We start from the raw sequence: 15,222 nt of genomic DNA on the forward strand, positions 1-15,222 counted from the left end.
CTCAGCAGCGCTTGCCGTCTGGCGAGGCCTTCCCGTCCACGAGGAAGCCGTCCACGGCGTTGTCAACGCAGGTCGATCCGCGGCCGTAGGCGGTGTGCCCCTGCCCGTTCCACGTGAGCAGCGACGCGTTCCCGAGCTCCGAGCGGAGTGAAACGGCCCACGGGTACGGCGTGGCCGGATCCCCCGTGGTGCCCAGGACCATGATCTGGTTGCTGCCCGTGTAGTGCGCGGGGGCCGGGGCCCGGACCGGCTTGTACGGCCAGTCGCGGCAGTTGACGCCTCCGTATGCGAAGAACTCCCCGAACGTGGGCGAAGCGTCGGCGAGCTGCTGTGCCTCGGTGCGCATACTCGCAGTGTCCGAGGAGACGGGGTAGTCGAGGCAGTTATAGGCCATGAAGGCCCACGCGCTGTTGGACGAATACTTGCCGTCCGGCCCGCGGTCGGCGGCCTGATCGGCCAGCCGCAGCATCGCGGAGCCGTCGCCCTTGAGCGCTTTGTCGATGGCCTGGGTGAGCACGGGCCAGCTCTGGTCGTTGTAGAGCGGGAGGATGAAGCCGTTCACGAAGTCCGTGATGGGCAGGACGCGTCCGTCGTTGGTGTGCATCGGCTGCTGTTGGACGGATTGGAAGAGCGCCTGGATCTGGCCCACAGCGTCGTCCTCGGATCCCGCGAGTGGGCACCCGGACTTCGAGATGCACGACTTCACGTAGGCGTGCAGCGCGTCCTCGAAGCCCTTCGCCTGACCGAGCGTGAGCTCCCGGGAGCCCAAGGCCGGGTCGACGGCACCGTCGAGCACGAACTTCCCCACCCGGTCGGAGAACATGCTTGCGTAAGTGGCCCCGAGAAGGGTGCCATAGGAGAAGCCCGCGTAGTCGAGCTTGGTCTGGCCCATGACGACGGCCCGCAGGATGTCCATGTCCCGCACCGCGCTGACCGTGTCGGCGTGCGCGAGGACGGGCCCCGTGTTCGCCTTGCACGCGTCGATGACCTTCTTCTGCTCGGCGAAGGTCTGCGCGAGACCGGCGTCCGTCGAATTGTCCAGGTTGAGCTGCCGGACGGCGTCCTGACCCGAGGCATCCAGGCAGTTGACCGGTGCCGAGCGCTTGACCCCGCGCGGGTCCCAGCCGACGAGGTTGTACGCGCCGCGCAGCTTGTCCGAGAACATGGAGTTCCCGGCGTCGCGCACGAGGTCGATGCCCGAAGCCCCCGGGCCGCCTGGGTTGACCAGGAGGTTGCCCTTCGCGTTGTGGCCCTTGAGGCGCGCGACGGCGAGCTGGATCGTGTCGCCGCCAGGCTGCGCGTAGTCCACCGGGACCGTCACTTTGGCGCACTCGAGGTTGTTCTCGCACGGCGACCACTGGATCTGCTGCTGATAGAACTTCGTGAGCTCCGGCGGAGCCCCTTCCGTCGCGGAAGCGTCAGGGGTGGAGTTGCCCTGGCCCGGGGTGAGGAGCGGAGTGCAGCCCGTGAGGGCGATCGCGATCGCGGCCACAGCGACGACGACAACAGCGCGCAGCCGGTGCATTCCGGCTGCGTGCAGAGGTGTCCCCGGCCTCGGGGCAGGCGTCGTCACAGGGCTCCTCCGTCAGATCAGGCTTACCGCCATGGCCTCGACCGCAAGGAGCGGGGCCACATTAGTGGTCGTGATGCGCTGTCGCGTCGTGTTAACCGCGTCCATGCGCGCCAAAGTTACGGCAGGGGTGGATTTCGCCGCGAATTCGCTGATGTCCGCCGCGAGTTCGGCGTTGACCGCCTCGACCTCGCTCCCGAGTTGGACCATCAGCACGTCTCTGTAGAACGAGAGCAGGTGGGTGAGCGTCCGGTCGAGGGAATCGGTGACGGAACGCTTCGCGCGGCGCTTCTGGTCCTCCTCGAGCTGCCGAACCTGAGAACGGAGCGTCGGGGGAAGCTTCTCGTCGCCGGTGGCACCGAGCGTCTCGAGGAGCCGGGCGCGCTCCTGAGCGTCCCGCTCCTCGTTGGAGCTCGCAGCCTCGTCCGTGGCGATCTTCACGAGCTTCTCGGCGAGATTGACGGCCTGCGAGACGCTCGTGAGCGTGAGCGGGAGGCGAACGGTCGCCGCGCGGCGCTCGCGGGCCTCGGGATCGTGGACGAGCCGCCGCGCGATGCCGATGTGGCTCTGGGCGGCCCGAGCTGCTTGCACCGCGAGGTCCGGATCCGCGCCGTCGCGCTCGACGAGGAGCGCGGCAACGTCCGCCACGGGAGGAAGCCTCAGGCCCACGGGACGGCACCGAGACCGGATGGTCACCAGGACGTCCGCCGGCGACGGCGCGCACAGCATCCAGATGGTCCGCGGGGTGGGCTCCTCGATGGCCTTGAGCAGCACGTTCGTGGTGCGCTCGGCCATCCTGTCGGCGTCCTCGACGACGACCACGCGCCAACGTCCCGTCGATGGCCGATCCCCGGACTTTGCCACCAGCTCGCGCGCCTCGTCGATGGTGATCGTGACCTTCTCGGTCCGGACGAACGTCACGTCGCTGTGGGATTCCCCGAGGACCGCGCGGCAGGCCGCGCACACCCCGCAGCCCCGCGCCGTGACGTCCTCGACCTCGCAGTTGAGCGCCGCCGCGAAGGCCTTCGCCGCCGTCGACCGTCCCGATCCGGGCGGTCCCGTGAAGAGCCACGCATGGGTGAGGCCCTCGCCCGCCGCCGCACGGCGGAGCTGGTTGACCACCGGCTCCTGCCCCACGAGCTGATCCCACACGGTCACTTGCGGACCCCCGCCGGATGCGGGGCCGGATGGACGACGGCGGAGCGCGCCTCGAGCGCCCGCGTCACCGCAGCGAGGATCGCCGCGGCCAGCGCGCCGGGTTCCTGGCGTCCGTCGAGGATCAGGTACGCGTCGGGACGCGCCTCCGCGAGCCTCCGGAACGCGGCCCGCACATCCCGGTGGAACTCGTCCGGCTCGGACTCGAGCCGGTCCTCGGCCGCCTCGCCCGCCGTACGCCGGGCACGGCCCTCGGCCTCGTCGACGTCGAGCAGCACCGTGAGATCGGGCCACAGGCCGTCCGTAGCCCACACGTTGAGGTCGCGCACGGCGTCGGCGCCGAGGCCCCGGCCCACGCCCTGGTACACGATCGAAGAGCCGATGTAGCGGTCCGTGATGACGAGGCTGCCGCGCTCGAGCGCGGGGCGGATGGACTGTTCCACGTGGGCCGCGCGAGACGCCGCGAAGATGAGTGCCTCCGTGCGGGCATCGACTTCCCCGTGACCGTGCTCGAGGACGAGGGCGCGGAGCTTTTCGCCGATCGCGGTGCCGCCGGGCTCGCGTGTGAGTACCACTTCGTGACCCGCGTTCCGCAGGGCGTCGGCGAGCAGCCGCGCCTGTGTCGACTTCCCTGCGCCGTCGCCGCCTTCGAAGGCGACGAACAGGCCGGGAAGCGGCGTTTCGGGGGAGGAGGTCACGCACCCAGCGTACCGACTCGGAGGCACTCTCCGCGCCGCAAACGCGCGGATGTGGATGGGCCCGCCTGTGGAGGGTCAACGGGCCGCGCTCCGGCCCGTCATATGCCGCCGCCGATGCCCCCGCGTAGGCATAACCTAGGGGCATGACCGATGCCGTCGCCGATTCCGCCGTCCCCGATCAGGGAGCGTTTCCGCACCTCGATTCGGAGGCCCTCGCCGCCCTCTCGTCGGAGACGCTCGCCGTCGCGGCGGGCCGTCCGGAGCGGGGCCACGACACCCCCGTCAACCCGAGTGTCGTGTTCTCCTCGACGTTCGTGGGCCTCGGCTCGGTCGGGGCGGGCGCGCGCGGCTATGCGCGGTATTCGAACCCCACGTGGGAGCCCTTCGAGGAGGCCGTCGCCCGGCTCGAGGGCACGGACGTCCCGGCGCTCCTCTTCTCCTCGGGCATGGCTGCCGTCGCCTCCGCGCTGAGCCTCGTTCCCGTGGGCGGCGTCCTGGTCGCGCCAGCACACTCCTACTCGGGCACACTCGGCATTGCCCAGAGCAAGGGCGAGCGGGGCGAGCTCGAGCTGCGCTCGGTGGACATCGCCGACACCGCGGGCGTCGTCGCCGCGCTGGACGGCGCGAGCCTTCTATGGGTCGAGAGCCCCACGAACCCGATGATGGAGGTCGCGGACCTTCCCGCGCTCGTCGACGCCGCGCACGCCGCGGGTGCCCTCGTCGTCGTCGACAACACGTTCAGCACGCCGCTGGGCCAGCGGCCCCTCGCGGTGGGGGCCGACGTCGTCGTCCATTCGGCGACCAAGTACCTCGCCGGGCATTCGGACGTTCTGCTCGGCCTCGCCGTGACCGCGAGCGACGAGCTGCGCGCCCGGCTCCTGGTCCATCGGACCCTCCACGGGGCGATCGCCGGCCCCATGGAGGCCTGGCTCGGCCTCCGGGGCCTCCGCACGCTCGCCCTCAGGGTCGAGCGCTCGCAGGCCACCGCGGCGGAGCTGGCGCGGCGCCTCGAGGGGCACCCCGCGGTGCGACGCACGCGCTACCCCGGGCTCGTCTCGGATCCCGGCCACGAGCGCGCGGCCGCGCAGTTCGCGGGCTTCGGCTCCATCATCAGCATCGAGCTCGACGACGCGACCGCGGCGGACACGTTCGTCGCGTCCCTCGCCCTGTGGCTCCCCGCGACCTCGCTCGGCGGCGTCGAGTCGACGATCGAGCGCCGGCGCCGGCACACCGCCGAGCCGCTCACCGTGCCCGAGGGGCTCGTGCGGCTCAGCGTCGGGATCGAGAACGTCGAAGACCTGTGGGCCGACCTCGCCCAGGGCCTCGACGCGCTGGACTGATCCCCTCGCGGCGGAGCCGACCCGTACTCGGTAGGCTTGAACCGTGAGTGGCCAATTTCTCATCGCCTATATCGACCTCATCGTCGGGTACGTCGTCTCGCTCGTGTGCGCGGCCCTGTCGGTGTGGGCGTTCGTGGACTGCACCATCCGCAAGGGGCCGGCGTTCGAGGCGAGGTCCAAGCGCACCAAGGGGTTCTGGCTCGGCCTCACCGGTGCGGCCACGTTCGTGACGGTGCTGTCCGTGCTGGTCCCGACGCCTTTCTTCGGCCTGAGCCTGTTCAACATCGCCAGCGTCACGATCGCCGGCGTCTACCTCGCGGACGTGCGCCCCGCCGTCACCTCGCGCTGACCCCGCCGTGGTGCAGAAGGCGCGGCCGGTCCGAGCGGCCCGCGGCGGTCCCGTGGGGAACGTCACCCGGGGCACCACGAATCCCAACCGCATGCGCCGCGTGGACCGTTGGATCACCGGGGCCCACGCTCGCAGGCTCCGCTCGTTCCCGAACGCCCCGCTCGCCGTCGACCTCGGCTACGGCTCGCACCCCGCGACCGCGGTCGAACTCTTCGACCGGCTGAGGACGGTGCGGGAGGATTTCCGGCTCACGGGCGTCGAGATCGAGCCGAGCCGGGTCGAGGCCGCCAAACCACTCGAGCGCGAGGGGCTGGACTTCCGTCTGGGCGGCTTCGAGCTCCCGGTCGCGGAAAGGCCGGCGCTCGTGCGGGCGTTCAACGTGCTCCGTCAGTACGAAGAGGGCGATGTCACCGCGATCTGGGAGCTCGTGTGCTCGCGGCTCGCCCCGGGCGGGCTCTTCGTCGAGGGAACGTGCGACGAGATCGGCCGGCGCGCGGCCTGGGTAACGCTCGACGACGGTGGCCCCCGCACGCTCTCCCTCGCCGTGCGCTTCGGCGCGTTCGAGCGCCCGTCCGATGTCGCGGAGCGGCTCCCGAAGGCGCTCATCCATCGCAACGTCCCCGGCGAACAAGTGCACGCGTTCCTCCAAGCGCTCGACGGCGCGTGGCTCTCTTCGGCCCCGCTCGCCGCGTTCGGCACGAAGCAGCGCTGGGTCGCGACGGTCCGCGCGGCCAAGGACGCCGGTTGGCCCGTGCTCCACGGGCCCACCCGTTGGCGGCTCGGCGAGGTCACCGTCGCGTGGGATGCCGTCGCGCCCGCTGCTCCACTGAGCTAACGCTCCTCTTGCGGCCTCAGTGGAGGGGGACGATCGCGGTCCCAGACGGCCAGAGGCGTCGCTCACCACGGAGATCCCGCCCGGCGGGCACGATTCAGTGTTGACCGAGGTCCAGCGGCCCAGAAGAGTCGAACCACCGCATGCGCAGCCGCGGCATGCATCAGGGGCTGGATCCTTGACACCGCTGGGACGAGCCTCCTCCGCACCAACGGGAATGGGGAACCATGAACGCGAAGAAGCAGCTTGGTGTCCCGTCGAAAGGGACGCCAAAAAGGTCGGTCGTCAATCGCTTGCTCGCGATGGTTACGGCATTTGGGCTATGCCTTTTGACTCTGGGGTTGGGGCCAGCGGCTCTGGCGATCGAGAACGCACCTCCGGGGATGAAGGCGACGGAATCTGTTGTGCGGGAATCGCTGCTCAAGTCGACCCTCGCTGATAAGAAGCTAGTTGCAAACTCTGTGACCGGTGCAACCATGCCTCTTGGAGATATCGATCATCGAGGCGGCTCCGTGAAGGTTCCAACCGACCTTGAGCATGGGGTCACGTTGAGAGACGCGAACGGCAGCACTACACATATCGCGCTCCCCAATGCCTCTTCAGCAGGGGATGCCCAAGTGCTGGATTCGGCGGTGGTGACCTACCCTGGTGAACACAGCGCCAACACCGTCGTCGTTGGCGATCTTGGCGTGCAGATGCTTACGACCATTGCGAATTACGGTGCCCCTACTCGGTACGAATACAGGGTGTCGCTCGTGCCGGGCCAAAGGCTCACGCTGACCGAATATGGTCCCGTGGTTCTTGATGAGCGCGGAGAGATTCAGCTAGCTGTTGGCGCGCCCTGGGCAAAGGATTCGAACGGCAGGGACGCTCCCACTCATTACGAGGTAACTGGGGACACCCTGACGCAGGTTGTTGAGCACCGGAGCGATGTCAATGTCGCGTATCCAGTTACCGCAGATCCAATTTGGCTCGCCCCTTGGGTGGTCAAGTGCCTGATCGGAATTGGTATCAGGTCATCAGATATTATGAGAATTTTCCAGCTTGGTACCCCCGCCGCGATTGCTGCCGCATTCGGTCGGGGCGCCGTGGCCTGCATCTTCGGGAAGTGATGACTGTGGGATGGTGGTGGTCTCGAGCTGATCTCGATTCCCGACTACGCGAAGTCGATTCAGAAATCGCTGGCCACCCATTCTCGTCGGAAGCAGTCAAGGCTGCTCACTCAGTCATTGACAGTGTTTCTGACGGCGACAAGGAAGCAATCACCCGAGAGCTGTCGGCTCGTGGACTTCCAACTCTAGAAGAATTGGGCAGGATGCAGGTTAGACACGGGTACGCCTGGTGGAAGCTCCATCGTCGTCGGAGGAGGCTGCTCGCAAAGATCGAGCGCTTGAACGGCTGACGACTGAAAAACTGCATTGCCTGGCGCGGCTGAGAGCGCAGATTGGCCGGGCCGTATTCCTAATGGGGACCGTCACGTCATGCTCAAAGCTCTCGTCAAGATTACCTCTTTCGGGATCGTCATCTTCCTTTCGCTCCTTGCCGGGATCGTGATCACGACCGAGGAGAGCGCATTTCCGTGGCGCACGGACTACACGGCCAGCCTGAGCTTCACGCACAGCCAGGTATCGAAGGACCAGGTCGTCGCGGAACTCGGGTCGATCGCCGACCGGACAGGTCTGCGGATCGCCAAGGTCGTGGCCGATCCCAACGACTTCTTCAATTCGCGCTCGCTTTACGTTTTCGGGAGCAGCGGCCCGCGTGAGCCGCAGGACATCGATTGGTTCAAGCCGGGAATGCGCGGCCAGCTTCACCCGGCGCGCGATCTCGGTGCCGCCTCTCTCAACGGTCCCTACGTCTACTCGGGGAGCCGCGAGGCGGTCGCCGGATTCGTCTCGTGGGTCGATGCCCACGGGATCGACCGAAACGTCATGCCAAAGAAGACAAGCGACCTACTCGCCCAATCGCTCCTGGAGACCGGCGCGTGGCTGCCCTTCCTTACGTGCTTGATCCTCGCCGGGACAATGGTCGTCACGTGGTACGTGCTGCGGGCGAGGGCTCGGGCGCTCAAGATCCTGAACGGGGCACCTACACCGAGGATTGTCGCTGGCGACCTCCTCTCGTTCGCGTCCTCGTTCGCGGGACCCGCGCTTGTCGCTGCGCTGGTCTCGGTCGTTGCCGTGGCCCTCCAAGGCAAGGCCTCTCACCTCGCGGACTTCCTGGCCGTACTCGGGCTCCTTGTTGCTGTCGCCGCTGCCGGGATGACGCTGAGCGCGCTCGTGATCGGCTCCATAACGTGGCCGAGCGTTGACGGCATCGCCTCGCGGCAATCTCCCGAACGGCATTTCCGCGCCTCGAGCGAGGTGTTGAAGGCAGCCACACTCGTGCTCGTCGCCCTCATGCTGCCCGTAGTCGGGGCGTCCATCGCGGAGGCGACGAATCTCTCGAACCAGAACGCGAAATGGCAGGTGCTGAAGCACAATGTGGCGTTGCGGCTATCGGGGGCAGGATCGCCCGAAGATTTCTCGCGCAAGTACGATGGTCCGCTGCGTGAAATGGTCGCCTCTGCGACTGAGTCCGGCAAACTGAGCTTCTCGTATGCCCTTGTATCCCGGCACAGTGGGGAAGAAGCCTGGCAAGCCGATGGTCTTGCGGGAGGGGAATTTGACGTGACCGTGTTCGTCAACCCCGAATACTTGCGTTTGATCTCCCCACTGATCGGCTCGACCCCTTCCCCGGATGCGCCACTCGGATTCGCAGGGGAGCGTGTTGCCTTCGAGAATCTTCCGCCTGCACTCAGAAACGATTGGAGTGAGCAGTTCCCGCTATGGAACCGTGCTGGGCGAAATCTCGAGGGCGTCACGGACGCCCTTCAGTACTACCGCTATATCGGCCGCGAGGCGTTCCCGGCCCAGACCAACGTGCTCGGAGAGATGACCCAGCTACGCCGTCCCCTCGTTGTCGTCGTCGATCGCCCGGCGAACGCGTTTACGGATGACACCATAGGCGCGTTCCTCTCGTCGGGAACCATCACCTTCACAGACGCCGCGTGGGTCAGGGACTACCTCGAGTCCTCGCCCCTCGGACCTGCGGTCCTGTCTGTCGACCGGATCGCTGACGCCGCGCTTTACAACAGCCAGCTCCAGAATCAATCCGCCGGGCTCAAGACCCTCTCGTTCGCGCTTGTGCTGCTCGCGCTCACGATGAGCATCGCGGTTTCGGCCGTGGTCTACGGCATCTCCCGGTCCAAACGCCTGTTCGTTCAGCGCATGGCCGGATGGCCACTGCTCAAGTCTCTTGCGCGTCGGATGGCGTGGGAGACTGCGCTTGCCACGACCGTGGCCGCTGGCATGTTCCTTGCCCTCGGCGGAGCGAAGAGACCGGAGGTCCTGTGGACGTTGGCCGGGGTACCGCTCTACCTCTCCATCTCGTTGACTCTGCACCTCGTCGTCGCCAAGGGCGTCTTCGTCAAGGTCCTTGCCCGCAAAGCCTGAAAGGGGAACCGGTGGAAATCACTGCAGAAAGAGTGACCGTCACGATCCACGGCCAGGACGTCGTGACGCGGCAAAGTGTGTCGGCGAAGCCGGGAAGCTCGCTCGCGCTGGTCGGCCCGAGCGGCTCCGGCAAGACCACGTTGCTCAACGTCCTCGGCCTCTTGCTGCGCGTCGACGGCGGCAGGGTCCTCGTCGGGGATCAGGACGCCACCCGCTGGGACGACCGCCGTCGTCGTCAGTTCTGGCAGCAAAGCGCGGCGTTCGTCTTCCAGGACTACGGGCTCATCGACGAAGAATCGGTCGCCTACAACGTCGCCCTGTCGAAGCTGCCCCTCTTCGGCCTCCGCGGCGGCCACAAGGCGGGCGTGGAGGAAGTCCTCAAACGGGTCGGGCTCGGCGGCCGCTCGTCGGACAAGGTCTCGACCTTGAGCGGCGGGGAGAAACAGCGGGTCGGCCTCGCCCGCGCAATGTTCCGCTCGGCGGACGTCATCTTCGCGGATGAGCCGACAGCGTCTCTCGATCTGGAGAACCGGAATCTCGTCACGAGCTTCCTGTTGGCGGAGGCGGCGCGGGGCGCCACGGTGGTAGTCGCGACACATGACGAGGCCCTGATGGCGGCCTGTCATGAGCGGATGAGCTTGGGACAGGCCGCCGGATAGCATGGCCCCATGACTTACACGCTGATCCTGCTGCGCCATGGGCACAGCGACTGGAACGCCAAGAACCTCTTCACGGGCTGGGTTGACGTGGACCTCAACGACCAGGGCCGTGAGGAGGCTCAGCGGGGCGGGGAACTGCTCGCCGACAAGGGCCTGCTCCCCGACATCCTGTACACGTCGCGGCTCAAGCGCGCCATCAACACGGCAAACATCGCCCTCGCCGCGGCCGACCGCGGCTGGATCGACGTCAAGCGCTCGTGGCGCCTCAACGAGCGCCACTACGGTGCGCTCCAGGGCAAGGACAAGGCCCAGACGCTCGCCGAGTTCGGCGAGGCCCAGTTCATGGAGTGGCGCCGCTCGTACGACGTTCCGCCGCCCCCGCTCGCGGACGATTCGGAGTTCTCCCAGGCGGGCGACCCCCGCTACGCCGACCTCGGCGACGACCTCCCGCGCACCGAGTGCCTCAAGGACGTGCTCATCCGCCTCATGCCGTACTGGGAGTCGGACATCAAGGAAGACCTCCAGGCGGGCAAGACGGTGCTCGTCACGGCGCACGGCAACTCGCTCCGGGCCCTCGTGAAGCACCTCGACGGCATCAGCGACGCGGACATCGCGGGGCTCAACATCCCCACGGGCATCCCGCTCGTGTACGAGCTCGACGAGGACTTCAAGCCGACCAACCCGGGCGGCACCTACCTCGACCCCGCGGCGGCCGCAGCGTCGATCGAGGCGGTCAAGAACCAGGGCAAGAAGTAGTCCACTCCCGCTGAGGCCTTGCCCCGCGGCGGAACAGACGCCGGCGGCTGCTCACCGTATGGTGAGCAGCCGCCGTCGTTCGTCCAACGCCCAGCGGCGTCAGTTGGACGTCATGTCCCCATCCCACTCGCCGGTCACGAGGTAGGAGACCTTGCGGCTCACGGAGACTCCGTGGTCGGCAAAGCGCTCGAAGTAGCGGCTCGCGAGGGCGGCGTCGACGGCGAGGGCCGGCGAGCCGGTCCACGCGGAGTCTGCGATCGCACGGAACACGCCCGCGTGAAGGTCGTCGATCTCGGCGTTGGAGCCCTGGATCTTGGCGACGAGCGACAGATCGTGGGTCTCGAGGAGCTCCGCGACGTCCGCGATGATGCTCTGGTCGAGCTCGGCCATGCGGGCGAACGTCTTGGCGAGACGTTCCGGAACCGCGCTCTCCGGGTACCGAAGGCGCGCGAGCTGGGCGATGTGACGGGCAAGGTCGCCCATGCGCTCAAGCGAGGCGCTCATCCGCAGGGAGCTGACGAGCGTCCGGAGGTCGCTCGCGACCGGGCCCTGGAGGGCGAGGATGTCGATCGCGCGTTCGTCGAGCGCGTTCTGGCGGAAGTCGATTCGGGCGTCCTCGGCGATGACTTCCTGCGCGAGGTCTACGTCAGCGGTCTGGAACGACTCGATGGCCTTGTCTAGGGCGGTCGCGACGAGACGCGCGATCTCCACGAGATCGTCGTGGACTGACTTGAGTTCTTCCTGAAAAACTTTGCGCACGGCGGTGTCCTTTCCTCGGTGCTCCGTGTCGGTGCGCACGGGCGCGGGAATTGCCGTCCCGTCACATGCCCTCGCGGGTGCTTCGACTTGTCACACTTCCAGCGGCGGATGAATACTTGCCGCCCGTTACGTGAACGATACGTGAACCGGGGTCCAAGCCGGCGCACCCGGTCCGAGCAAGTCTGGGTCCGCCCCTAAGCTAATGGTGTGGATCCTCTCGTCGTCGGCATCGTCGCGGGCCTTCTCGGCCTGTCCTTCGGGGCCTTCGGCGTCCTCGCGTTCCGCGCGAGCCAGCGTCAGCGCGCCCTGCTCGAGGGTGCGCCAGGCGAGGCGACCTTCCCGGAGGGCGCCGCAGACGTTCTCGCCGTGCTCGGCAAAGCGTTCGTGGTCGTCGATGCGATCGACAGCGTGGTCCGCGCGAGCCCCGCGGCGTACGCGTACGGCTTGGTTCGCGGCCACACCGTGGTGCACCGCGAGCTGCTCACCATGACGGCCAAGGTCCGCGGCAACGGGGTAGTGATCGAGAAGCAGTTCGAGCTTCCGCGCGGCCCGCTCGGCCAGGGAACGATCATCGTCAACGTCCGCGCGGCGATGCTCGGCGAGGAATACATCCTCCTGCTCGCCGACGACCGCACCGAGATCACGCGTACGGAGCGCATCCGCAACGACTTCGTGGCGAACGTTTCGCACGAGCTCAAGACGCCGGTGGGGGCCATCTCGCTGCTGGCCGAGGCGCTTGAGGCGAGCCCCGACGACGAGGACGCTGTGCGGCGCTTCGCCCAGCGCATGCACAAGGAGTCGACGCGGCTCGCGGCCCTCGTGCAGGACATCATCGAGCTCTCGCGGCTACAGGCGGCGGACATCGTCCACCAGGGCAAGGTCGTGGACGTCAACGATGTCGTCGCGGACGCCGTTGACCGCTCGCGGCTAGCGGCTGAGGCCAAGCACATCTCCGTCGTGGTCGGCGGGGCCAGCGCCCACAAGGTCTACGGCGATCCTGACCTCCTGGTCAACGCCTTCCGCAATCTCATCGACAACGCCATCCGCTACTCGTCCGAAAATACGAAGGTCGGGATCGGCATCCGGGACAAGGACGGCCTCGTCTCGGTGTCGGTCGCAGATCAGGGCGAGGGACTCAAGCAGGAAGACCAGGAACGGGTCTTCGAGCGCTTCTACCGGGTAGACGCCGCAAGGTCGCGGCAGACTGGCGGCACGGGCCTCGGCCTGAGCATTGTCAAGCACGTCGTGGAGAACCACGGCGGCGAGGTGACCGTGTGGTCCCAGCTTGGCAAGGGCTCGACCTTCACGGTGCGGCTGCCCCAGATGGAAGAAGACCAAGGCGCTGAGAGCACGGAGCCAGCCGGCCGGCGCCAAGAAGGGGCCGCGCGGCCCCCTGAGCAAGGAGCGATCGCTTGAGCAGGATCCTGATCGTGGAGGACGAGGAGTCGTTCAGCGACCCCCTGTCCTTCCTCCTCGGCAAGGAGGGTTACGAGGTCGAGGTGGTCGACAACGGCACCGACGCCCTTGTCGAGTTCGACCGGAACGGCGCCGACCTGGTCCTGCTGGACCTCCAGCTGCCCGGAACACCGGGCACCGAGGTCTGCCGGCAGCTCCGTGCGCGCTCGAACGTGCCGGTCATCATGCTCACTGCCAAGGACTCGGAGATCGACAAGGTCGTGGGGCTCGAACTCGGCGCCGACGACTACGTCACGAAGCCGTACTCGTCCCGTGAGCTCGTGGCCCGCGTGCGCGCCGTGCTGCGCCGCCACGGCGAGCCGGAGGAGCTCATCTCCTCGACGGTCCAGGCCGGGCCTGTGCGGATGGACGTCGAGCGCCACGTGGTGAGCGTGGACGGCGATCAGGTCGCCCTGCCGCTCAAGGAGTTCGAGCTTCTCGAAATGCTGCTGCGGAACTCCGGGCGCGTGCTGACGCGCGGCCAGCTCATCGACCGGGTCTGGGGCTCGGACTATGTGGGGGACACCAAGACCCTCGACGTGCACGTCAAGCGCCTTCGCAGCAAGATCGAGCCGGACCCGTCGAGCCCGCGCTACCTCGTGACGGTGCGTGGGCTGGGCTACAAGTTCGAACCCTGATCGCAACGCGGTTCCCGTCGCGGCGCCTGAAAGCCGGGGCGAGCACAGACGACGGCGGCCGCTCACCCTGAGGTGAGCGGCCGTCGTCGTCTGTTGGCTTTGCGAGCTTACTTGCTCGGGGTCGCGGAAGGCGTCGCGGAGGCCGAACCCGAGGCGGAACCCGAAGCGGAGCTGGAGCTCGAGGCCGACGCCGAGCCCGAGGCGCTCGAGGTGGCGCTCGACGACGGGGTCGGGAGGTACTTCCGGTAGTCCTGGAGCGTGCCGTCGAGGACCGGAACCTTGACCGACTGGCTCGTACCGCCAGCCTTCACGGTGACGTCCACGAGCGAGCCGGGGACGCCGCCAACGTGCGTGAAGTCGACGGGCGTGGGCGCGGTCTCAAGCCGGAGCTCTCCGTTCTTGGGGACGGTGACCGTGACAGGGCTCGAGGACGGGGTGGACAGCGACACCGTGAGGTCCTCGGCGGAAGTGTTGAAGAGCGTGCCGATCATGCGGCCGGGCGCGTCCGGGCTCGCGGTCGCGGACGAACCGGACTTGCCGGTCGAGGCGATGAGCACGTTGCGGAGCTGGAGCGACCCGATGTCTGCGCGGATGCCGTCCGACGCCGAATACTGGATGGACGTCTGCTGAGGGTTGATGTACTCACAGCCGGTGGCCGACAGCAGGCCCAAGCCCAGGGCGGCTGCGAGGGCAACGCGCGTGGCCGGGGTCGATGCAGTGAAACGCACAGCTCGCTCCTGTGTGATGGTGTCCGAGGGTCTGGTCGCCCCTAGCGTAGCCCGAATTTCGACAGAGCGTAGATTCCGCGACGCGTGCGCGGGGGACGCCGAGGGCGCTCGCGCGTGTGACGTGAAGCACTTTCTTGACGATTCGTCAAGCCCCGCGGGGTCCCCGCGGCAATCGCTCTCCCGCGTCATTCCGCCGATCGCAGGGCATCTCCGGGCAGGGGGCGCCGGCCGGTCGTGATAGACTGGCTTGCGGGAAAGGGGAATGTCCACATGGTTTTTGAGGTTGGCGAGACGGTTGTTTACCCCCACCACGGTGCAGCCAAGATCGAAGAGATCAAAATGCGCACCATCAAGGGCGAAGAGAAAATGTACCTCAAGCTCAAAGTGGCCCAGGGTGACCTGACGATTGAAGTACCAGCTGAGAACGTGGACCTTGTCGGTGTCCGCGATGTGGTGGGCAAGGAAGGCCTCGAGCATGTGTTCGACGTCCTCCGTGCCGAGTTCACCGAAGAGCCGACTAACTGGTCCCGCCGCTACAAGGCCAACCTCGAGAAGCTCGCCTCTGGCGATGTGATCAAGGTCGCCGAAGTGGTTCGCGACCTGTGGCGCCGCGATCAGGACCGCGGGCTCTCGGCCGGTGAGAAGCGGATGTTGGCGAAGGCACGCCAGATCCTCATCTCCGAGCTGGCCCTCGCGGAGAAGACCGACGAGGAGCAGGCCGCGACCGTCCTCGACGAGGTTCTCGCTTCCTGAGTTCAGTGCTCCAGAGCCCCCGCAGCGTGCGTTGCG

Annotated in this window: 15 protein-coding genes; 10 read left to right on the plus strand and 5 right to left on the minus strand. The window is 67.4% G+C overall.

The features are described 5' to 3' along the window. Position 1: 1 nt before the first annotated feature. The 3 genes from E6A26_RS07080 to tmk are packed head-to-tail and all read right to left on the minus strand — an operon-like array spanning position 2 to position 3,423. Entirely contained in the window at positions 2 to 1,573 is a 1,572-nt protein-coding gene (locus tag E6A26_RS07080) for an alpha/beta hydrolase (protein ID WP_234865168.1), read from the minus strand. 12 nt (positions 1,574 to 1,585) lie between these two features. Further along, positions 1,586 to 2,728 carry a DNA polymerase III subunit delta' gene (locus tag E6A26_RS07085; protein ID WP_136610472.1) on the minus strand — a complete coding sequence of 381 codons (1,143 nt, stop codon included), beginning with the start codon at positions 2,726 to 2,728 and terminating at the stop codon, positions 1,586 to 1,588. Continuing rightward, a complete protein-coding gene (gene tmk, locus E6A26_RS07090) occupies positions 2,725 to 3,423 on the minus strand; it encodes a dTMP kinase (protein ID WP_136610473.1) in 699 nt (232 codons plus the stop codon). Before tmk ends, E6A26_RS07085 begins: the two co-directional genes overlap by 4 nt. Before the next feature lie 143 nt (positions 3,424 to 3,566). Between tmk and E6A26_RS07095 the strand changes: the two genes are divergently transcribed. The 7 genes from E6A26_RS07095 to E6A26_RS07130 all read left to right on the plus strand — a co-directional run bounded on the left by E6A26_RS07095 (position 3,567) and on the right by E6A26_RS07130 (position 10,853). Next, on the plus strand, positions 3,567 to 4,763 hold the full coding sequence (locus tag E6A26_RS07095; RefSeq protein ID WP_136610474.1) for a trans-sulfuration enzyme family protein: 1,197 nt from the start codon (positions 3,567 to 3,569) through the stop codon (positions 4,761 to 4,763). 43 nt (positions 4,764 to 4,806) lie between these two features. Beyond that, positions 4,807 to 5,112 carry a DUF2516 family protein gene (locus E6A26_RS07100; protein WP_136610475.1) on the plus strand — a complete coding sequence of 102 codons (306 nt, stop codon included), beginning with the start codon at positions 4,807 to 4,809 and terminating at the stop codon, positions 5,110 to 5,112. Positions 5,113 to 5,119: 7 nt separating this feature from the next. Further along, positions 5,120 to 5,947: a class I SAM-dependent methyltransferase gene (locus E6A26_RS07105; RefSeq protein ID WP_211128999.1), complete on the plus strand. Its 828-nt coding sequence runs from the start codon at positions 5,120 to 5,122 to the stop codon at positions 5,945 to 5,947. A 224-nt stretch (positions 5,948 to 6,171) separates the two neighbouring features. Beyond that, entirely contained in the window at positions 6,172 to 7,056 is an 885-nt protein-coding gene (locus tag E6A26_RS07110; protein ID WP_136610477.1) for a hypothetical protein, read from the plus strand. Between the two features lie 369 nt (positions 7,057 to 7,425). Then, entirely contained in the window at positions 7,426 to 9,438 is a 2,013-nt protein-coding gene (locus E6A26_RS07120) for a hypothetical protein (protein ID WP_136610478.1), read from the plus strand. Positions 9,439 to 9,449: 11 nt separating this feature from the next. Continuing rightward, a complete protein-coding gene (locus E6A26_RS07125) occupies positions 9,450 to 10,097 on the plus strand; it encodes an ABC transporter ATP-binding protein (protein WP_136610479.1) in 648 nt (215 codons plus the stop codon). A gap of 9 nt (positions 10,098 to 10,106) precedes the next feature. Further along, positions 10,107 to 10,853 (plus strand): phosphoglyceromutase, encoded by a 747-nt coding sequence (locus E6A26_RS07130; RefSeq protein WP_136610480.1) that lies wholly within the window; start codon positions 10,107 to 10,109, stop codon positions 10,851 to 10,853. A 99-nt stretch (positions 10,854 to 10,952) separates the two neighbouring features. On the opposite strand, the gene phoU is transcribed toward E6A26_RS07130, so the two are convergent. Then, the gene (gene phoU, locus E6A26_RS07135; RefSeq protein WP_136610481.1) at positions 10,953 to 11,612 is read right to left on the minus strand and encodes a phosphate signaling complex protein PhoU; all 660 of its coding nucleotides are present in this window, start codon (positions 11,610 to 11,612) and stop codon (positions 10,953 to 10,955) included. A gap of 207 nt (positions 11,613 to 11,819) precedes the next feature. Here phoU and E6A26_RS07140 point away from each other — a divergent pair, with 207 nt between their 5' ends. Next, entirely contained in the window at positions 11,820 to 13,028 is a 1,209-nt protein-coding gene (locus tag E6A26_RS07140) for a sensor histidine kinase (RefSeq protein ID WP_136610482.1), read from the plus strand. Further along, positions 13,025 to 13,705 carry a response regulator transcription factor gene (locus tag E6A26_RS07145; RefSeq protein WP_136610483.1) on the plus strand — a complete coding sequence of 227 codons (681 nt, stop codon included), beginning with the start codon at positions 13,025 to 13,027 and terminating at the stop codon, positions 13,703 to 13,705. The genes E6A26_RS07140 and E6A26_RS07145 overlap by 4 nt, the downstream gene beginning before the upstream one ends. 107 nt (positions 13,706 to 13,812) lie before the next feature. Here E6A26_RS07145 and E6A26_RS07150 read toward each other — a convergent pair whose 3' ends face one another. After that, positions 13,813 to 14,433 carry a hypothetical protein gene (locus E6A26_RS07150; RefSeq protein WP_136610484.1) on the minus strand — a complete coding sequence of 207 codons (621 nt, stop codon included), beginning with the start codon at positions 14,431 to 14,433 and terminating at the stop codon, positions 13,813 to 13,815. Positions 14,434 to 14,703: 270 nt separating this feature from the next. Here E6A26_RS07150 and E6A26_RS07155 point away from each other — a divergent pair, with 270 nt between their 5' ends. Further along, the gene (locus tag E6A26_RS07155) at positions 14,704 to 15,186 is read left to right on the plus strand and encodes a CarD family transcriptional regulator (RefSeq protein ID WP_066495480.1); all 483 of its coding nucleotides are present in this window, start codon (positions 14,704 to 14,706) and stop codon (positions 15,184 to 15,186) included. Positions 15,187 to 15,222 lie beyond the last annotated feature (36 nt).

Origin of the sequence: Sinomonas albida (genome assembly GCF_004919045.1) — a bacterium.
Taxonomy (GTDB): domain Bacteria; phylum Actinomycetota; class Actinomycetes; order Actinomycetales; family Micrococcaceae; genus Sinomonas; species Sinomonas albida.

What these genes read in the sequence shown, in the direction of transcription:
- E6A26_RS07130 (WP_136610480.1), top strand. Translation starts at nt 10,107, where the DNA reads ATGACTTACACGCTGATCCTGCTGCGCCATGGGCACAGCGACTGGAAC.
- E6A26_RS07095 (WP_136610474.1), top strand. Translation starts at nt 3,567, where the DNA reads ATGACCGATGCCGTCGCCGATTCCGCCGTCCCCGATCAGGGAGCGTTT.
- E6A26_RS07120 (WP_136610478.1), top strand. Translation starts at nt 7,426, where the DNA reads ATGCTCAAAGCTCTCGTCAAGATTACCTCTTTCGGGATCGTCATCTTC.
- E6A26_RS07155 (WP_066495480.1), top strand. Translation starts at nt 14,704, where the DNA reads ATGGTTTTTGAGGTTGGCGAGACGGTTGTTTACCCCCACCACGGTGCA.
- E6A26_RS07110 (WP_136610477.1), top strand. Translation starts at nt 6,172, where the DNA reads ATGAACGCGAAGAAGCAGCTTGGTGTCCCGTCGAAAGGGACGCCAAAA.